Source organism: Caballeronia sp. NCF2, assembly GCF_023631205.1.
In the GTDB taxonomy this organism is placed as follows: Bacteria; Pseudomonadota; Gammaproteobacteria; order Burkholderiales; family Burkholderiaceae; genus Caballeronia; species Caballeronia zhejiangensis.
Genome location: NZ_JALQDN010000100.1, coordinates 1 through 19,861, shown reverse-complemented (window position 1 = coordinate 19,861; position 19,861 = coordinate 1). Strand labels below are relative to the sequence as shown.

15 protein-coding genes and 1 pseudogene are annotated in these 19,861 nt (G+C 57.9%); 3 read left to right on the top strand and 13 right to left on the bottom strand.

Annotated features, from left to right (window positions below; all coding sequences use genetic code 11):
- Window positions 1-144 precede the first annotated feature (144 nt).
- From gyrB to NCS02_RS35630, 9 genes are all read right to left on the bottom strand, one after another.
- Entirely contained in the window at window positions 145-2,634 is a 2,490-nt protein-coding gene (gene gyrB / locus NCS02_RS35670; RefSeq protein WP_250523676.1) for a DNA topoisomerase (ATP-hydrolyzing) subunit B, read from the bottom strand.
- Window positions 2,624-4,048, bottom strand: a complete 1,425-nt coding sequence (locus tag NCS02_RS35665) for a SulP family inorganic anion transporter (RefSeq protein WP_250523675.1) — start codon at window positions 4,046-4,048, stop codon at window positions 2,624-2,626. Before NCS02_RS35665 ends, gyrB begins: the two co-directional genes overlap by 11 nt.
- Window positions 4,049-4,206: 158 nt before the next feature.
- Entirely contained in the window at window positions 4,207-5,082 is an 876-nt protein-coding gene (locus NCS02_RS35660) for a formylglycine-generating enzyme family protein (RefSeq protein ID WP_250523674.1), read from the bottom strand.
- A gap of 112 nt (window positions 5,083-5,194) precedes the next feature.
- A complete protein-coding gene (locus tag NCS02_RS35655; RefSeq protein ID WP_250523673.1) occupies window positions 5,195-6,562 on the bottom strand; it encodes an arylsulfatase in 1,368 nt (455 codons plus the stop codon).
- A gap of 98 nt (window positions 6,563-6,660) precedes the next feature.
- A complete protein-coding gene (locus tag NCS02_RS35650; RefSeq protein ID WP_250523672.1) occupies window positions 6,661-7,521 on the bottom strand; it encodes an ABC transporter ATP-binding protein in 861 nt (286 codons plus the stop codon).
- Complete coding sequence (locus NCS02_RS35645) at window positions 7,518-8,393, bottom strand: ABC transporter permease (protein ID WP_250523671.1); 876 nt, start codon at window positions 8,391-8,393, stop codon at window positions 7,518-7,520. Before NCS02_RS35645 ends, NCS02_RS35650 begins: the two co-directional genes overlap by 4 nt.
- A 1-nt stretch (window position 8,394) precedes the next feature.
- Complete coding sequence (locus tag NCS02_RS35640) at window positions 8,395-9,837, bottom strand: ABC transporter substrate-binding protein (protein ID WP_250523670.1); 1,443 nt, start codon at window positions 9,835-9,837, stop codon at window positions 8,395-8,397.
- Between the two features lie 125 nt (window positions 9,838-9,962).
- Window positions 9,963-10,664: a GntR family transcriptional regulator gene (locus NCS02_RS35635; protein ID WP_250523669.1), complete on the bottom strand. Its 702-nt coding sequence runs from the start codon at window positions 10,662-10,664 to the stop codon at window positions 9,963-9,965.
- A 255-nt stretch (window positions 10,665-10,919) separates the two neighbouring features.
- Window positions 10,920-11,543 (bottom strand): hypothetical protein, encoded by a 624-nt coding sequence (locus tag NCS02_RS35630; protein ID WP_250523668.1) that lies wholly within the window; start codon window positions 11,541-11,543, stop codon window positions 10,920-10,922.
- Between the two features lie 310 nt (window positions 11,544-11,853).
- Here NCS02_RS35630 and NCS02_RS35625 point away from each other — a divergent pair, with 310 nt between their 5' ends.
- The gene (locus NCS02_RS35625) at window positions 11,854-12,624 is read left to right on the top strand and encodes a GntR family transcriptional regulator (protein ID WP_250523667.1); all 771 of its coding nucleotides are present in this window, start codon (window positions 11,854-11,856) and stop codon (window positions 12,622-12,624) included.
- A gap of 540 nt (window positions 12,625-13,164) precedes the next feature.
- On the opposite strand, the pseudogene NCS02_RS35620 reads toward NCS02_RS35625, so the two are convergent.
- A pseudogene (locus tag NCS02_RS35620) lies at window positions 13,165-14,146 on the bottom strand (IS110 family RNA-guided transposase); the annotation flags it as partial.
- Window positions 14,147-14,241: 95 nt separating this feature from the next.
- Window positions 14,242-15,552, bottom strand: coding sequence for an MFS transporter (locus NCS02_RS35610; RefSeq protein WP_250523665.1), 1,311 nt, complete (start codon window positions 15,550-15,552; stop codon window positions 14,242-14,244).
- 243 nt (window positions 15,553-15,795) lie between these two features.
- Here NCS02_RS35610 and NCS02_RS35605 point away from each other — a divergent pair, with 243 nt between their 5' ends.
- Window positions 15,796-17,196, top strand: a complete 1,401-nt coding sequence (locus tag NCS02_RS35605) for an amidase family protein (RefSeq protein ID WP_250523664.1) — start codon at window positions 15,796-15,798, stop codon at window positions 17,194-17,196.
- Between the two features lie 75 nt (window positions 17,197-17,271).
- Here the strand turns inward: NCS02_RS35605 and NCS02_RS35600 are convergent, their stop codons facing one another.
- The gene (locus NCS02_RS35600; protein WP_250523663.1) at window positions 17,272-18,255 is read right to left on the bottom strand and encodes a LysR family transcriptional regulator; all 984 of its coding nucleotides are present in this window, start codon (window positions 18,253-18,255) and stop codon (window positions 17,272-17,274) included.
- Between the two features lie 70 nt (window positions 18,256-18,325).
- Here NCS02_RS35600 and NCS02_RS35595 point away from each other — a divergent pair, with 70 nt between their 5' ends.
- Window positions 18,326-19,426: a porin gene (locus NCS02_RS35595; RefSeq protein WP_250523662.1), complete on the top strand. Its 1,101-nt coding sequence runs from the start codon at window positions 18,326-18,328 to the stop codon at window positions 19,424-19,426.
- Between the two features lie 45 nt (window positions 19,427-19,471).
- On the opposite strand, the gene NCS02_RS35590 is transcribed toward NCS02_RS35595, so the two are convergent.
- Window positions 19,472-19,861: ATP-binding cassette domain-containing protein (locus NCS02_RS35590; protein WP_250523661.1), on the bottom strand; the 390-nt coding region annotated here is incomplete at its 5' end.

The following is a 19,861-nucleotide window of genomic DNA, read 5'->3' as shown; positions in this document are numbered from 1 at the left end:
TCAGCCGCGCGCTCCATGGCGCCCCCCACCACGGCTTCGAAAAGATTTGCTTCGGGAACAGGGGGCGCCCCGCGACTTGAAGCGCATGACCCAGCTCGCCAAGCCGAAGGAGCGCGGGGTTGTTCTCGATACCGAAGCTCGTGCTCATACGTCGATCTCGCTTGCCCCCGCTCCATGCCGTTCTATAAACTCACGGCGTGGACCGACCTCATCGCCCATCAGAACTGAAAATAGGCGATCTGCCTCGATGGCGTCCTCAATTCTCACCTGCAACATGTGTCGCGCACCGGGGTCCATCGTAGTTTCCCAAAGTTGCGTCGGGTTCATCTCGCCGAGACCTTTATAACGCTGACGCGCGACAGCGCGACCAGCGTCGTCCAACAACCAGGCGAGCGCAGCGGGAAAGTCGTTGACTGTGCGTTCGCGTCGGCGGTCGCCTGCTCCCCGTGCGACAACCATTGGCGGCCGGAGGCGCCCTGAGAACTGCGCGCTAAATCGCTCTAGCACCTGGAAGTCCGGGCTACGGAGCAGTTCCGGGGTAATGACGCACTGCCGCTCGTTGCCTAAATAACGGCGCACCACCTGCAAGCAAGGTTTCCCCGAACCTTCAGCTATCGCTACGCTCACCGATGCATCCTCCAACCTAGCCGCGAGTCGCTCCGCGCTCTCGTGTGCGGCCTCCATCGAATCAAGTCGGATCACCGATCCACGAAACACCGCGTCGAGCACAGTGCGATCCGCGATCGCAGAAAGTCGCTGCAGTGCGGACTGCGAGAACTGACATTCGCGGGCGAGTTCGCTCAGCGCGTCTCCGTCAATCACATCTTCGTTTTCACCGCTGCGTACGCTTGCATGCTCCAGCGCGACATCGAGCAGCCAGCGTGAAAACTCCGCATCGTCCTTCAAGTACCGCTCGGTCTTGCCATGCCGCACCTTATATAGCGGGGGCTGCGCGATGAATATATACCCGCGTTCGATCAACTCGCGCATTTGGCGATAAAAGAATGTCAGCAAGAGCGTGCGGATGTGGGCCCCATCTACGTCCGCATCGGTCATGATGATGATCCGGTGATAGCGCAGCTTCTCAATGCGAAAATCCTCGGTGCCGATGCCACAACCCAGCGCCGTCACGAGTGTCATGATCTCGCCCGAGGACAATACCTTTTCATACCGCGCACGCTCCACGTTCAGAATCTTGCCGCGCAAAGGCAGAATTGCTTGAAACGCACGGTCCCGGCCTTGCTTGGCGCTTCCGCCCGCTGAGTCGCCCTCAACCAGGTAAATCTCCGACTGCGACGGATCGCGTTGCTGGCAATCGGCGAGCTTCCCCGGCAGACCGGCACCTGCAAATACCGATTTCCGGCGAGTCATCTCGCGCGCACGCCGTGCAGCCTCCCGTGCACGTGCCGCACCCATGATTTTCTCGCAAATGGCATGTGCATCGGCGGGATGCTCCTCAAGCCATTCCGCTAGCGCCGTGCCGACGACCTCCTCCACCGCCGCGCGCGCTTCCACGCTGACAAGTTTGTCCTTGGTCTGATTGCCGAATTTTGGGTCTGGCAGCTTCACATTTATGACGCAGGCGAGGCCTTCGCGGAAGTCGTCGCCGGTCAAGCTCACATTGCCCTTTTTCGACCAGCCTTTATCTTCCGCGTATTTACCGAGCACGCGGGTCGTCGCCGCACGCAAGCCAGTCAAATGCGTGCCGCCATCGCGTTGCGCGATGTTATTGGTGAAGCACAAGGTGGCGTCGCGGTATCCATCGTTCCATTGCATCGCCACTTCGACGCTGATCTCCGCCGTGCCATTGCCGCGTGTATTCCGTGCATGAAATATGCTGTCGTGAACCGCGCGCTTCCCATAGTTCGCATACTGCACGAATCCTTTTACGCCACCTGCGCACGCGAAATCCTCTTCTCTGCCAGTGCGCTCGTCAATGAGCCGGATGATCAGCCCATCGTTTAGAAAGCTGAGTTCACGCAGGCGCGTGGCCAACACCTCAAAGCTGAACGCGCCGTGGTGGAATATCTCCGCATCCGGCAGAAACTGCACACGCGTTCCGCGCCGGTCGGCTATTCCTGTCACGCGCGCGGGACTGATGGCGATGCCCTCGTCCGTCGTCGCGACAATCCGATCCTGCAAGACGCCTTGCTGGAACGACAATGCATGTGTGCGCCCTTCCCGCCATATCGTCAATTCTAGCCACGTGCTTAAGGCATTTACGCAACTCACGCCCACGCCATGGAGACCGCCGGACACCTTATAGCTGTTCTGATCGAACTTGCCCCCTGCATGGAGTTCCGTGAGCGCAATTTCAGCGGCTGACCGTCGCGGTTCGTGGCGATCGTCTAGTTTGACATCGACCGGGATTCCGCGGCCGTTATCTTCGACCGACAGGGAGCCATCAACATGCATTGTCACTATAACGAAGTCGCAATGCCCGGCCATCGCTTCATCAACGGCGTTGTCGACGACTTCGAACACCAGTTGATGCAACCCGGAGCCGTCCGCCGTATCGCCGATATACATCCCCGGACGCTTGCGAACCGCGTCCAGTCCTTCCAGTATTTGAATCTGCTCTGCGGAATATTCGCCCGCTGCAGGGGGCGTGAGGAGCTTCGGATTAGCCGACATTGAGGTTCCCACTAAGTCGCGCATGGAAAGCACGGCTACGTTCGTCGAAACCCGTGAACTCCACGTCAATCTGATGACGCCGGTATTTCGTCTGAATGGAATCCAGCGCCGCAACGGTCGATGCATCCCAGATCTGCGACATGGTGAAATCGATGTAGACGATATGCGGATCGCTTGCGTATTCGAAGCGCTCCACCAGATCGTTGCTGCTGCCGAAGAAAAGGGGACCCTGCACTTCATAGCGCACACTCCGCCCGTCAGCAGAGAGCGTGCGTATGATCTGGATGACGTGGGCGACACGCCGCGCGAACAGTACCATCGCGAGCAGCACGCCGACGACGACGCCGATCGCAAGATTGCCGGTGTAGACCGTTAGCGCCACGGAAATCAGCATCACCGATGTTTCCATCCACGGCATGCGCCTGAGTGTGGCCGGACGCAGGCTGTGCCAGTCGACCGTCTTGACTGCCACGACCATCATGACCGCCGCGAGCGCCACCATCGGAATGCGTGCCATCACGGAACTCAGGCCAGTCATCAAGAGGAGCAAGGTGAAGGCTGCAGCCAACGTGGAGACTCGCGTACGCGCCCCGCCGATGCCGACATTCACCACCGTCTGCCCAATCATCGCACAGCCGCCGATGCCACCGAACGCGCCTGCGCATAGGTTCGCCACACCCAGCGCCCACGATTCACGCGTCTTGTTCGAGCGAGTTTCGGTTATCTCGTCTACCAGCTTCGCGGTGAGCAACGTCTCAAGTAACCCGACAAATGCAATGCTGATTGCCGTCTGCCAAACGATCTTCAGCGTCGCCAGATCGAACGGCACGGTCCACAAGGAGAGTTCCGGTAACCCCGCCTGCATCGGACGACCGCCCCCGACTGTGGGTACTCCCCATTGCAGCGCGACGGCAAGCCCCGTTGTCACCACGATAGCGATTAGCGGTGCTGGCACCGCACGCGTGAAGCGAGGCCCAATTAGCACGATCGCCAAGGTTATGGCGAAGAGAACATAGACCGTGAACGGCTTTCCGACCAAATGCGGTATTTGTGCGCAGAAAATTAAGATGCCCAGGGCGTTGACAAAGCCGAGCATCACCGAACGCGGAATGAAGCGCACGATTCGCGCCAAACCGAGCATGCCGAACGCAACCTGAATCAGGCCGCCAATGAGCACGGCAGGAAAGATGTAGCCTGCTCCGTGTGCGTGCGCCATCGGCCCGATCACGAGTGCGACGGATCCGGCTGCAGCAGTGACCATTGCCGGGCGTCCGCCCAGCAGCGAGGTAACGAGCAAAAGAGCTACGGAGGCGAACAGCGCCGAACGCGGATCGACACCCGAGACAAAAGCAAAAGAGATGACCTCGGGAATCAGCGCAAGGCTGGTGACCACGCCGGCAAGCACTTCGCGCATAAGGTCTGGACGCGATGTTGGTAGGCCGGTACGTAGAGTGACGAAGGCCGTGGCGATCCTGTTCACAGGATGGGTCATAAAGAGACTCTACTTGTCTAGTATGTGAAAAGCGACAGAAGATATGCGGCACGCGACAACGATGCGCGCCGCTTTGTAAGTCAGTTACATCGAACGATGCATCGGAAGCCGATATGGCTCGTCGAGGTATCGAGCGTCTGGCCTTGACGAGCAGCCGGCCGATAACGGAGGCAATAACTCGGCGCACACAGATGCGAGCCGCCCTTCACGACGTGACGCACAGAAGGATCGCCAAGGTCCGAAGACGGAATGCAGCACGACTTTGTTTCCTCGACGCCCGGGGCGAATCCATAACGCGTGGCAGTCCATTCCCACACGTTGCCCGCGACATCGTAAAGCCCGTAGCCGTTGGCCGGATAGGACTTCACGGGAGACGTGCGCGCGTAACCATCGAGCGTGGTGTTCTGCCACGGGAACTCGCCCTGCCAAGTGTTCGCCATCTGCCGCCCGTCGGGTGCGAACTCGTCGCCCCATGCGTACGCAGCGCCATCGAGTCCGCCGCGTGCAGCATATTCCCACTCGATTTCGTTAGGCAGCGCCTTGCCCGCCCACGCCGCATACGCGCTTACATCGGCAAACGACACATGTACGACTGGATGCTCGGCGAGACCATCTAAATCGCTCTGTGGTCCTTGCGGGTGCCGCCAGTTCGCCCCTGGGACATAGGACCACCAGTCGCGGTAATCACGCAGGCCGACCCGGGATGCCGGCTGCGTGAATACAAGCGACCCCGGACGCAGCAGCGCAGGATCGGCGTCCGGGTAGAGCGCCGGATCCGGATGCCGTTCCGATACGGTGAGATAACCGGTCGCCGCGACAAACGCCTCGAACTGTGCGTTTGTCACCGGGTGGATGTCGATCCAAAAATCCGGCGCCGTGACGCGCCGCGCCGGACGCTCCTCGCGGTAAAAGCGGTCCGAACCCATCGTGAATTCGCCTCCTTTGATTAGCACCATGCCTTGACTGTGGCCAGTCCCGCACGTCGGGGCTTGCGCCCCTGTGGTTGAAGCGGCGCGGCAGCATGCACGTTTCGCGGGTCGTGCGTCCGTCATCGGCGCGCTCATGGCATCAAGAGTTGAAGACTGACTTAGGTACGAAGTCGAGTTCGGAGCCCGGAGGAATCAGCTCTTCTCGCTTTACGCTTTCATCGAATTCGCGTACAACGCGATGCGCATGCTGCATCACCCACCACCGTACATAACGCTGATTGACCGCCTCGCGCTCCTTCGGATCCTCCTGCAGATGGGTGATGCGCGCGAAGCCGAGCGGCAGCTCGGGATCGTGGAAATGCTGCTGGCGCTTAAAGTTAATCTTGAAATCCTTCCACTTCACCGCATGTAGTTCGTCCTTTAGCCACACCATGCACGACTCGCGGTTCGACGTTTGCTGCGCGCCGAGGAAGAACTTGGTCTGGTCTTTCCCGTCGATAAGGCGGTCCTTTGGCGTCTCTTCGCCAGCGAAACTCAGCAGCGTCGTGAACATGTCGGTGACATGTACCATTTCGTTGCTTTCGACGCCCGCCGGAATGCGACCCGGCCAACGCGCCAGCAACGGCGTGCGAATGCCGCCTTCGGCCGAACTGAAGTACGATCCGTCGAAGAAGCCGCCCGTTCCGCGCCCGGCGAGGTGATCTTCCGCGCCGTTGTCGCCGCACAGAATGACGATGGTGTCATCCGCCACGCCGAGACGATCGAGTTCGTCGAGCAACACGCCGAAGTCATGATCGAGCATCAGCAGGCAGTCGCCCCAGTCACCGTTGGTACTCTTCCCGACAAATTCGTCGCGCGGCGACATCGGGAAATGCATCAGTGAGTGGTTGAAGTAAAGGAAGAACGGCTCATCGTTCTTCACACAACGCTGCATGAAGTCGATCCCGCGCTTCTGATATTCGAGGTCGCAGGTCTTCTTGGTTTCCATCGTAAGCTGCTCGTCCAGCAGCGCACGCGTACCCTTGCCCTTGAAGCCTTCGTGCATGTGCGAGTACCCGTCCCGCTCTGGGACGTAATGAGGGTCTTCGAGCCACATGCATTCGTCATAGGTGCGCAGAGGGCCATACCATTCGTCGAAACCGTGATCGGTCGGAAAGCGGCCGTCCTCTGCGCCAATATGCCATTTGCCAAGGCACGAGGACTTGTATCCGCCCTTCGCCAGCAATTCGGCGATCGTAATTTCCCATGTCACCAAGCCTCCACCATTACCGCCCAGCGCAATCGTGTGATTGCCCGATCGGATTGGGTAACGCCCCGTCATCAACGCCGAGCGCGTCGGGGTGCACTGTGGCTCCACCACATAGTGCGTGAGTTTGGTGCCCTCCTTGCAGAATGCGTCGATGCGCTTCGTATCAGCGCCGCGCAGCTTACCGCCGCCGTAGCAGCCCAGTTCTCCCATGCCCAGGTTGTCGACGTGGAAGAACAGGATGTTCGGTTTCTTGCTCATTGCAAAACTCCATCAGGTCGAGAGCGTTATCCCCCGCTCCCGGTTAGGGATACTAATTTCCACCGGTTCGTCCGGCTTGCACTACGTTTTCCGGCACGTTACAAAATTTCTTTGATGCCGCCCGGGCCCATCTCCATGCTGAACCCTTCGACGCCGCCCGATTGCAGTTCTGAACCCATCGCCGCAAGCGATTCCTCGCGAATCAAATTTTTTAGGCGCTGAACCAGCTCAACAAACTCTGGCGTATCAAACATCGCCGGCGTGCGGGGACGTGGCAACGGCACGCGAATCTCTGCTTTGATGCGGCCGGGGCGCGCAGTCATCACATAGACGCGATCGGAAAGAAAGACCGCTTCTTCGATGTCGTGAGTGATGAACAGCACAGACAGCCGGAAGCGCTGCCACATATTGGTTAGTATCTCCTGCATCACAGTTCGCGTTTGCGTGTCGAGAGCGCCGAACGGTTCGTCCATCAGTAGGACCTGCGGATTCGCCGCCAGGGCGCGCACGATGCCGATCCGTTGCTTCATGCCGCCGGAGAGTTGGTCCGGGTAATGGTTCTCGAAAGCGAGGAGCCCCGCGAGGCCCAGTAGAGTGCGCGCTGTGCCCTCACGCTTGACGCGCGAAACACCCGCCATCTTGAGGCCGAATTCGACGTTTTCGCGCACGCGCAGCCACGGGAACAGCGAATACTGCTGAAAGACCACGCCGCGCTCAGCTCCGGGCCTAGTGATGTTCACTCCGTCCAGTACAGCGGTGCCGCGCGTCGGCTTCGTGAAACCCGCGACGATGCTCAGCAGCGATGATTTGCCGCAGCCCGACGGGCCAATCAGCGAAACGAACTCATGCGGCTCAACGGTGATCGAGACATCTTTGACGGCCTCGGTCTGAGCCTCACCTGAGCCGAACACGACGCCGATATTGCGGCAGTCGATACGTCCTTTGTTTGTTTGCGTCATTTGCGTGCTCCGTTGACATAGACGAGCCACGGCATCAGAAACTGGCCGAACAACCGGATGCCCCCGCTGCACAGCAGCCCGAGCGCACCAATGGTTATCATGCCGAGTACAATTGCCGGATAATTGACAAGGGAATAGGCTTCCCAGGTGTAGTAACCGACGCCGTACTGGCCGGAGATCATCTCGGCTGCGATCAACGAAACCCACGCCACACCCATGCCCACCGCAAGGCCGGTGAAGATATTCGGCAGCACACCCGGCAGGATCACATGCCAGAACAATTGCGCTTCACTTGCACCGAGGCACCGGCCCGCGCGCATCAACACGGCATCGAGCGATTCGACACCGTCCACCGTGTTGAGCAGGATCGGATAGAATGCGCCGATAAATGTAATGAAGATGATCGACGACTCTGTCGAAGGCCAAAGCATGATCGACATCGGCACCCACGCAATGGCCGGAATGGGTCGGAGCACCTCAATGGCCGGCATGAGCAAGTGGCCGACCGCACGATATCTGCCGATCAACATGCCCATACCGACGCCCGCTCCGACGGCGATCGCAAACCCGAGGAAAATTCGCCGCAGACTATTGCCGATGTTCTTCGCGAACGCATCGGAGCCGACAACGTGCACCGCCTCGCGGAAGACCTCGTAAGGCGTGGGCACATTTTGAAAGCGAATATAGAACTGCACCCGGTAGCGCGTGCATAGGTACCACACCAGGAACACGGCACCGATTGATATCGCGGCGCATGCGATTTTTATACCAACCGTTTGCGCATTGCCCAGCGTCGGCATTCTCAGACGCCGCGGCTTTGCTGGCGCGGGCCCTGCGGATGCGCTGTTTTTGAGTTCGAAAGAGCGTTCCATTTCACTTCCCTCCGTTGACAATGGCGCTCAATGCATCGGCGTACCCGACCACTCTGGCACCTGAGTTCTTCGCGCTCGCTTCTGCGTCCCGCTTGAGCAGGAATGACTCTATTTCAAGCTTCGAGCCGGCTGCGCCCCCCAACGTATAGAACGCATCATTCGCGAAGACTTTCACCCCCAAGGTCTTGTCCATCAGATAGACGGCATCGACTTTCTTGCCCTGCGAGCGGTATCGATTCACGCCTTCAAGCGTGCAGGTGGTCGAACTAAAAGGCATGACAGTACCGCCCTGAATCCAAACTTGCCCGGCTTGCGACGGATTGACGACGGATACGTTGCAGACCGAGTCAGTGCCCTGAATTTGATAGTTCGCGAAGCTCGCAAGTTGTGTGTCGTAGTTCCGACCGGTTTCCTTGAAGGCCTCACGCACGAAAGAATCGTTGACCCACGTGTCGATATCGAGGTCCTTGACCATGTTTAACTTCTTGAGCACCGCATAGTCAGTTTTTAGCGCCTTGATCCAGCGCGGCTTGAGCGTGGGGTCGAGCGTATGGATACCGCCCGGACCGAGGAAAATATACGCGACCTCCTTGTTCACCCCGGTCCACGATTGGATCTTTTCGGCCGCCTGCTCTGGGTTCTTGCGCACCCACTCATTTGCTTCCATCAACGCCTTGATATAGGCGGTAACGAGCTCGGGATACTTCTGTCCAAAGTCCTTGCGCACGACGACCCCATGGAACGTGGGTTGTCCAGTTTCTACGCCATCGAAAATCTTGCGTGCGTAGCCGCGATACGGCAACAGTTCCGCGAAGGGCACGAAGTCCGCATGGGCATCGATACGCTTCTCCTGAATGCTTGTGCTGCCCACTTCCGGCGACTGGTTCGCCAGCGTGAAGTAATCGCTCGGCAGATTCCTGCTTTGCAACGCGGCCAGCAACATGCCGTGCGCCGCCGAACCGAACGGCACCGATACGCGCTTGCCTTTCAGGTCGCTCAGGTCGTAGTAGGGCGAGTCCTTTGGCACGACGACGCCGTTTCCGCCTCCATGTGCGTTATACGCGATTACCGCGACAAGCTCCGTATCGTTGTTGGTGGCGTGTCCTGTCGCACCGTTCACCAACAGCGGGTAGTCGCCCATCATGCCAATCTGCAGCTTTCCGGCGATCATGCCGTTGGTGATCGGCGGCCCCGAAGTCGCGTTCTGCCAAGTGACGTTATAGGCGATGTCCTTGTACTTGCCTGTATGCGGCAAATATTTGTCCAACAGTTCCAGTTGCTTGATCACGATGCCGCCCGTTACAGTGTTGGTCGTCGTGTCCTGCGTCCCGATTCCGATATCGATCGTTTCGGCTCGCGCACTGCTTGCCAAGGCCAACACGGACCCCATCGCGACGAGAGAAGCATTGAACACCGCTCGCCTTACCAAACCTCTGATTCGCATGATGTAACCCTAAAGATTGAAAGACATGAGACGACTCGCATCCGAAGTGCTTGACGCTCATGTCGGACGGTGATCACCGGGACGCCGAAACGGCACCCGCCTGTGTTCCAGCCAGTTCCTTCGTTTCATGGCATCGCGGCTTGTCTCTCAACCCGCACTTTGAACTGGAAGGCGTCTCCCCTGTAATAAAGCTCCTCGTATTCGAGCGGCGCACCCTCCCTCGTATGAATCACGCGCTCAATGAACAGGATCGGCGCGTGCAAATCCACGCTGAGCAGGTCGCGCTGCTCGGCGGTTGCCGGGACCGAACTGATACTTAAATCGGCATGACCCAGCGCAATCTGACAGTCGTTCTCGAGTACTGAAAACACGTCTCGGTTTGCGAGGTCCGCCCGGGCCACGCGTTGCCCGATGTTGAGCGGCAGATACGATATGTCGACAGATATCGGCGCGCGGTTCAGAAAGCGCAGACGGCGGAGTTCAGTCACCCGACCGCTGAGCGCGATGCGCTCTACCACCCTCGTCGGCGCCGTCACCGTGCGTACCGACAAAACTTTCGAATGTGTTTCGTACCCCATCTCACGCATCGCGGTCCCGAAGCCCTGCAGACTTCCGAGGTCTTGAAATGCCCGTGGTCGCGATACAAATGTTCCCTTACCATGAACTCGGAAAATCAGCCCTTCGCTTTGCAGGTTGCCCAGCGCCTGCCGCACGGTGATGCGGCTCACGTCGAAGGCGCCCATCAGTTCGCTCTCGGACGGCATCTGCTGATTTGGCTGATAGGCGCCCTGCAGAATGCGCGTCCGCAAGATATCGGCAATTTGCAAATACAGTGGCGTATGGTCCTTTAGAGGTGCGCGGCTTGCACCTGCAGCGTGTGGGACGGATTCCGTGAAGTGCATACGGGTAGACATAACTCGTCATGACAAGTTTAACGGAGGATACGCAAGCTGTATGCCAAGCGCTTCCGGTCGGGCATGCTGGGTCCAGCGCGCCAAAAGCATCGTGATTCAACGCCGAAGTTCGTCCAGTTGTGAATGACTTCGGTGCAGCGACGTCATTGCATGGTGCAACTGTTCCCTTTACGCGAGCGAAGTGATCCACGTCAGGGTGTTGAAGCGCATTAGCAAAGAAAGACCAACCGCAGTTGTCGCGAACGGCGCTATACGAACAGCCACATCTCGGACGCCGTTAATCAAAGCACCCGATCTGGTAATTAAAAATGCGCCCGCGCAGAGCGATCCAGTCAGGAATCCTAATGATGCAACCTCTATTAAAACATCAGTTGGACTGCGGCCCACCAGAACGCTTGCGTAAGCCAGCACGTTGTCAAGCGCACCTGAGGTCGTGACCGTCAAAACCTCCAAAATGCGGCTAATACCACCTCGCTGTCGTGAGAAAGTCATCGATGCAGTGGCCGCGTCTGCTACTTCCTCCGCGCGGAAACAGGTGATCCCCCTAAGCCCGGCAAACAACGGGATTATCCCGGCCAGGCCGAGAACCGGTGCCTCCACGAGCCAGCCCGACTGAACAATCCCGGCCGCCAACGCTATTTGCACCGCAACGCTTGCAAATTGCCCCGACAAAATCTCACGTCCACGAAATCGGGGGTCGCTGTATATGCCAAGGAGCAGCGCGAAACCGTCCACGTTGGTGGAGACGAAAGCTGTCGTCGCGGCCGCTACCAATGCCACCCAAGTATCCAAAAGTCTCTCCTCGCCAGATTCTTCGCATACGCGTGCGGAGCTTCCGCAACTCGTCATAACCAGCTATGACGTGCCGTACTAAGCAGATTCGGTGCCATGCAGGAACACTAGGCTGGACGGTACTTTCGATCTGACTTCGCGCGCAGTCAAAGTGCGTCACGCAGCAAAAGAGTGCCAATCGGTTCAATCTGGTGCAATGGACTGCAACGGTGCGCTGTCCTCGGGCGCTTATTCAACAACGGGTTCCACCGCCGCAGAAGGTATAATGCGCCACAGCCAACACTGCACGTTAAGGCCTCCCTCAGCAACCATGCAGACTCGCCAGCGCACTTTCGAGCCGGACTCTCCCGTTCCTCTCTATCAACAGATCAAAGACGCGCTGCGCGCAGGCATTCTCGACGGTCGTTATCAGCCTCACACCCGGATGCCTTCAGAAAGCGAACTGCAGGAGATGTTCGAAGTCAGCCGCATCACAATCCGACAGGCGATGGGCGATCTTCAGAAGGAGGGGCTGATCTTCAAAGTGCATGGCAAGGGTTCGTTCGTCTCGCAGCCAAAAACAGTCCAGAACATCACCTCCCTTCAGGGCTTCGCGGAATCCATGTCGGGCGATGGCTACGAAATTGTGAATCGGGTGATCTCTTTTGACTTCGTTCGCGCAAGCGTTGAGGTTGCAGCCCGGCTCGCACTTGATCCGGGCGCGCCGGTCGTCGAAATCCACCGTCTTCGGTTCGTCAACCGTGAGCCGACGTCTTATGAGATATCGTTCCTTCCAGAGTCGATCGGCAGGAAGCTCAAGCGGGCGGATCTCGTCATGCGCGACGTTTTCCTCGTTCTCGAAAATGACTGTGGTGTTTTGCTGGGAGCCGCCGATCTAAAAATTGACGCTATCTCGGCTCCTGCGGCTATCGCTCGTGCGCTTGAAATTAAAAAAGGTGCCCCAGCGCTGCAAGTCGAACGGCTCACGTACGATAGCGCCCAGAAGCCAATCGACTTTGAGTATCTCTATTTCAAAGGCGGAGCCTTTCAGTACAGGTTGCGAGTTGATCGCAAGCGATCTTCAAAGACTATTTCGACGTAGCTTTTTGTCGCTTTCGCAATCACGCAGGGCAAAGAGGAAACAGCACAATCCTCGAATCTAGATTGAGGCAGTTCCCCGACGTTTCGTTTGTCATGCGGTAACCAACCCGCGCATATCAGAATCAGTTGCTCCTAGTGTCACCGCGAGGGTTCTCCCACCTTTGCCCAGTCCTGGCTCAAACATCCTGTTGCCTTGCTTGCCCTTTTCATCCCCCTCAACCGAACTCGCGCGGCGTCAAGTACCCAGTGATGGCGCCTTGTAGCGGGCAACGGGAACGAACCCAAGGCAGTGCCCCCTTGTTTAGATGCCGGCTTTTCGATGCTTACGCTGGTAAGCGCGGCACATCGGTACTCACGAGAATGCCAAACCGCCGCTTTCTTGGCGGTTTTGAACAACAGGATGCTTGAGCCAGGACGAGGCGGTTATCCGACGGTCAGCGCTTTCGAACGTTGATAGCATATGGTAAGCTCAAGAAACAGGTCTGTACCGCTATTGCGCGCGAAGTCGCCGGCTTTATCTGCGCTATCGGGCAACGCGTGGTAGTCGCTTTTGCGCCGACCAGGCGATCTCCTGGATTTCGCGGGCCGTACGCTCTGCGCGCCGCTGAAGGATCGCGGTCTTTCGTGCAGCATGACGATAAGTCCACGCTGCTTCGACGAGTACTCGGCGGACATGGCTGTTGCCGGTCTTGGTGATGCCACCGCGGCGCTCGCGCTTGCCGCTGGAATGTTCGCTAGGCACTATCCCCAGATACGTCATCAGTTGGGGCGCATCGGCGAACCGTGTGAGATCACCGACCTCGGCGACTACGGTCACCGCGGCGAGCAGACTGATGCCACGCAGCGCCATCAACGCCTCGATCACCGACCAGGCCGGGCTGGCATATGCAGCCGTTTCGACTTCGCGGTCAAGGCTTGTTACGTGCCTGCCACACGCTTGCACGGTGTCGATATATTCCTGCAGCACGATCTGTTGCTCCGGTCGGGCAAACTTAATGCCTTCCAGCCAACGCCAGTGCGGCTGGGTCCACCAGGAGCGACCCGCGTAGCGATAGCCATGCCGAGACAGAAACGACAACAGCCGTTGCTTAGCTTGGTGGTGCAAATGCTTCATGTCTTCACGCGCACGGGTCAGATCGCGCAGCGCCTCCTGTGCGTCATCCGGAATCCACACGGGACTCAACGCGCCGGCGCGATGCAGGCACGCCAGGCTTAGGGCATCGCGTCGGTCAGTCTTCACGCGTTCGCCTGGCTTTTTCAGAATCAGCGAGGGCGCGACGACTTGGTAGTCCTGCTTTAACTCGCGCAGCTGTCGGCAAAATTGCATAGCTGCAGGGACCGGCTTCGGAGCAGAATGCCAGCCGTCCCCTGCCGCGCTTCGGCTGTGCCACCAGTTTCGCGATGGCCTCGGGCGTGTTGGGGATCTCGCCCATATACCGCACGTCACCAGCCGTGTCGGCGACCGCCACGGCAATCGATTCCTGATGGACGTCCAGCCCCACATACTTGCTAAACTTGTTCATGCCCTGCCCCCTCAATGCGGCTCTGAGCCGCGGTGTAGCCCACCTCAAGCTTAATCCGCGTAAACTTGAGGTGCGGCAGGTTTCATACATGATGACTAGGTCGATCGACCGACATTCGATCGATACGTTTCTGGCATCCGAAAGAAAACGAGCAACGCGATAATCGCGACCATCGTCAAATAAAACCCCGGCGCCGTCGGGTATCCCGTCTTTGCGACCAGGAATGACCCCATCAGAGGCGCAGTGCCCCCGAAGGCCGCATAGGCGGCGTTATAGCCAATAGCGCCTCCCGTGAATCGAGTCGTCGCTGGGAATAACTCAACCATTGCCACATATGCTCCACCCCCAAACACTGATATAGACAATCCAAGAAGGAACTGAGCAAGTAAAGCACTGGTGAAGCCTCCGTGCGCCGCGACGGCGAAGGCAGGAATGCCAGCGAGTGCAAGTAGAGACGACCCTATTAGTACCATTGGCTTCCTTCCAATAATGTCACTCAGCCAGCCGCATACAGGAAAGCCCACGACCGTAACAAGCATTCCAACAGTGTTCGCTGTCAACGCCTCCGATTTTGGTAAACCCACTGTCACTTGCAGGAAAGTATAGAAGTACCCGGCTAACATGTAGTAGGCCAGCGACGTCAAGCCGGCCAGCACGAAGACGAACATGACACTTCTCATATCCCGGGTTAGTGAGTCTCGTATGGGCGCGGCTGATAGCTGTCCCGACGACTTTGCTGTGATAAAACCCTGGCCGTCCTCCGTCGCAAGACGGATGTACAGTCCAACGATCGACAACGGTAGCGAAATCAGGAAGGGGATACGCCAGCCCCAAGACTCGAAACCCGAAGCACTCATGACTTGACTCAATAGGCCGACGCACTGCCCAGCGACTATGACCGGCACAACGGACATGGCGATGACGAAGCCTATCCAAACGCCTCGACGGTGGCTTGGTGCGCTTTCAATCACAAAGGATGACGCGCCGATCGCCTCGCCGCCAGCCGAGAATCCCTGTAGCAGCCGGCACAACGTAAGCAGGATTGGCGCCGCCACGCCAATAGTTGCATAGCCTGGCAAAGCTCCGATTGCCGCAGTAGACGCTCCAACAAGCAGGATGATGACTGACAAGACGCGCTGTCGCCCGACCTTGTCTCCCCAGACGCCAAAGACTAAGCCACCCAATGGTCGCATCACGAACGCCACACCATAGACTGCAAAGACAAGCATGAGAGCGGCAGATTTGCTTTGCGATGGGAAGAACAGATGGGCGATGATTGGCACGCTGAAGCCATACACGGCGAAGTCATACCATTCCACAAGCTGTCCGACCGCTGCTGCGACCAACACATTTCCTCTTGTCGCACGTTCCGTAGGCACCGCTACCTGCTCAGAAGCACTTTCCATGGAGTTCCATCTCCTCACGGTTGAGTAACCTAGTAAGTGATTTTTCACCCCAATCGTCCGCTTACAATTTTCATTCGTCCAATGCTACTTTGTGCACTACCGATGCGAACCGCGCATCGCCTTTCTGGCGCGGCATAGGCTTCGCGCATGAACTGCAAACAATCCGTCATTGGACGCGTTACCGAAAAGCAGTAGACACTTGGCCTCCACGACCGTTATCGACCGACTATGGAGGAGTTTTCGATGTCAAAAAGTGACCTGCCCTGGCTGTCCGCTGCCAACTTGATCGAGGCCTTTCGAGCCAAGACGCTGTCCCCTGTAGAAGTCACCAAGGCGGTGATAGAGCATATCGAGCGGCACAACGAGCGCGTCAACGCGTTCGCACATTTCGCTCCGGAAGAGGCGCTAAAAAGCGCGCGGGTGGCGGAACAAGCGTACGCCGATGGAAACGCGGGTCCTCTCGCAGGCGTCCCAACTACGATCAAAGACATGGTTCGGACAGCGACGATGCCGACCAAGAACGGATCGCGCATCGCATTGAGCGCCCCCTTCGAAAATGCGCCCGTTGCCCAGCGATTAATCGATGCGGGTGCAGTGATTTTAGGGAAGACCACGGTTTCAGAGTTCGGTTGGACCGGCGTGAGCCGCAGCCCGCTTACCGGCCTCACGCATAACCCGTGGAAATTTGGAACCAATGCAGGCGCGTCCTCCGCAGGCGCCGGAGCTGCCGCAGCAAGCGGATTCGGCACACTTCACCAAGGCAGCGATGGCGCAGGTTCCATCCGGATGCCCGCGCACTTCTGCGGTGTTTTCGGACTGAAGCCAACATACGGACGGGTCCCCTATTACCCCCTAAGTTTGGGCGATCTAACGTCGCATATCGGTCCGATGACGCGATTCGTGCGAGACGCGGCACTTATGCTAGATGTAATGTCTGGGCACGATCCGCGGGACTTCACATCACTCCCTCGCGAAAACATCTCCTATGCCGATGCGGCTAAGCACCGATCGAAAGTGCGTCGGATCGCGTTCAGCCAGACACTTGGACACGCGCGAGTAGATCCGGAGGTCGCAGCGCTATCGCTTCAAGCAGCCAATGTGCTCGCCAAGGCGCTTGATTGCGACCTGGAGTGTGTGGAACCTGCTTGGGGCGCTCGCGGAGCCGAACTGGGACGCTTTTTCTGGTCCGCACACGAGGCTCACCTCGCCGGATACATGGACGAGTGGAGCGAGTTGATGGATCCAGGCCTGGTAGCCTGCATCGAAACAGGTCGTCACTACTCCATGCAGGAATACCAAACAATGCGTGCGAAAAAGTACGAATACGTCTCCGATATTCATCGTTGGTTCGAGCCCTTTGACTTGTTGCTGACACCTGCTGCCTCGGTGGTCGCCTTTCCTCTTCCCGCTCTGGAGCCTGCGGATTGGCCGAAACAAACATGGGACTGGATGCAATGGGCCGAGTTTTCGTACCCGTTCAATATGTCCGGGAACCCGGCAGCTAGTGTCCCATGCGGCTCAACGACTAGCGGTCTGCCGGTAGGCTTGCAGATAGTTGGGCGGCGTTTCGATGATATTGGTGTATTGCAAGCGTCGAGCTTGCTCGAGGAGTTAAACCCTTGGCATGATCGAAGGCCTTTCTAACCACACGTTGGCCTCCAAGTGTCGCTACGCTGGCCGGCGTTTTCCTCCGCTGGCACTCCATTCTGCCCGTTGCAGTCACCGGCGACGCCGGGTGGATATTTCCTCGACCAGTGCAGAACGGAAAGTCTCTGACATCGGAGAAAGGGCACGGGATCGGCGGCGGACGATGCCAATATCTCGGGCCATACTTGGCTCAGAAATATTGACTAGCCGCACGCCTTGACTATCACTGCCTTCTAGCGACATCGCCGGCACGATCGCCAGACCAAGGCCCGCTCGCACAAGCGCTACGACTGAGGCAATGTGCTCGACTTCGTAGAACCATCGCAGACTTATCCCTTCCCGAGCCATCAACATCTCAAGCGCAAGGCGGTTAGCGCTGTCGCGCCCCCCGATGATAAGTCTTTCGCCTTTAAGTGCGGAAAGGCTTACGGTCGACCCTAGCACTGCGTCTGAGGCCTCGCAAACTGCGACCACAATCGGCTCCCGAAATAGCCTCTCGAAAGTTAGATCTTCGTCGTCGCCGCAGTCCGAGGTCACGCCGAACTCCGCGATACCACTTCTAACCTGGCTGAGAACGTAGTCGTGATTGCCGTCGAAAATCTGCACGCCTACCTGCGGAAGGTCCGAAGCAAATTTCCTCAGCGCGCGAGGAAGCACACCACTTAGTAGCGATGGAATGCTCGCGATGCGAATTTTCGAGACGCGCTTCTCCGCGATCTCGCGAATTGACGCGAGCATCGAATCCAGTTGAGCGATCTGCTCCCGTGCCATTGGAAGGAACTGTCGCCCAACACCTGTGAGTGTGGTTCGCCGCCCCGTGCGGCTGAAAAGCTGGGTGCCCAGAGCTTCTTCCAGCCTTTTGATGCGACGCGACAGGCCGGGTTGAGTTAGGTGCAACAACTCGGCAGCCCGTTGGAAACTTCCGGTCTGCGCCACAGCCACAAAGGCACGCAACTCCTCGTTCTCCACCTTCACGACGTTTCCTCGCTTTATCCCCGATTTCCTTGCCTTGGAATGTGTATGACCGGCAAGCATCGCAACAATTTTGAACGGCATTGGACTGCCTACCCCGGTATACACGACCATCCTTGCATCTGGTTGAACCCATTGGATAGGAGACGACAATATGAAGCTTCGGACATTCGCAGCGCTTTCTATGAGCGTTCCCGCCTGCGCCTTCGCTCAGTCTAGTATCACGCTATACGGGATCATCGATGAAGGTCTCAATTACACAAGCAATCAGTTAGGCTCATCAAATATTCAGCTAGCGAGCGGTTTTGTACAAGGGAGTCGCTTTGGGTTCAGAGGTCAAGAAGACCTCGGTAATAAGTTTGCAGCGATCTTCACCTTGGAGACCGGTTATGACTTGAGCTCCGGGAAGCTCGGCCAAGGCGGCCGAATGTTTGGCCGTCAGGCTTACGTCGGACTGCGTTCTCCGTGGGGGAGCGTGATCTTTGGGCGGCAATACGAATCCATGCTCGACTTCCTGTATCCCTTCAATGCTAGTCAGCTCTTGGGCGGCGCACTTTTCTATCATGCGAACGATGTCGACAATCTGGGTGGAAGTGTCCGCTTCGATAACTCAGTAAAGTTCCGTAGCGTGAATTACCGCGGTTTGAGCTTTGGTAGCATGTACGCTTTCGGCGGGGTCGCGGGAAGCTTTGGGAACAACAGTGCCTGGAGCGCGGGCGTGAACTACATAATGGAGGGCACAGGCGCCGGCGCTGCCTACACGCATATCAACCACCCAGCAACCGCTGTACTGAACGCGTCGGCGAATTCGCCAACCTACACGAACGTCATCTACGGAGGCTTTTTGGCGGATGCGAGTAGTCAAGACATCTGGGGAGTCGGGGCTAGTGTACAGCTTGAGCGAGTGCAATTACTAAGCTCTTACACAAGAACCACTTTCCACGGCGGCTCAGCGAATCGCGACGTAATTTTTGACAACGCCGAGGCCAGCGTCGAGTGGACAGCGGCTCCAGACGTTCAGTTAGTCGGTGCGTACACCTTCACGCTCGAGCATGACCATGGACGCTCCGCGTCATTGCATTATCACGAACTCGCAACCATGGCCGATTACTTCCTATCAAAACGCACCGATCTGTACTTACAGCTCGCGTATCAAATTGCGTCGTCCTCCAGCATGGCGCAGCTAGAATCGCTTACTGCGTCTTCGAACGCCCATCAAGCGGCAGTACGTCTAGGATTCCGGCATCGGTTCTAGCATACGCAACTCGCCCGCGATTCCCGCGCCAGACCCACTTCCGTTCTACTCTCCGAGGTAAGCGGCGCGGACCATCGGGTTATCAAGCATCGCATTTGCGTCACCTGACATCGTGATGTCTCCTGAGTCCATAACGTAAGCTCGGTTTGCCGCTTGAAGTGCCAGGCGCGCGTTCTGCTCCACCAGCAACACCGTCAGCCCGTCCTTCGAGATCTCGCGCACGACCTCGAAGATCTTCTCAACCATGATCGGCGATAGACCCATCGACGGTTCGTCGAGCAGCAGGAGCTTCGGGCGCGACAGCAGCGCGCGGGCCATCGCGAGCATCTGCTGTTCGCCGCCCGACAGCGTGCCCGCATACTGCGACGCACGTTCCTTCAGACGCGGAAAGAAGCCGAACATGCGCTCCGTGTCCTTCTGAATGCCGTCCGAATC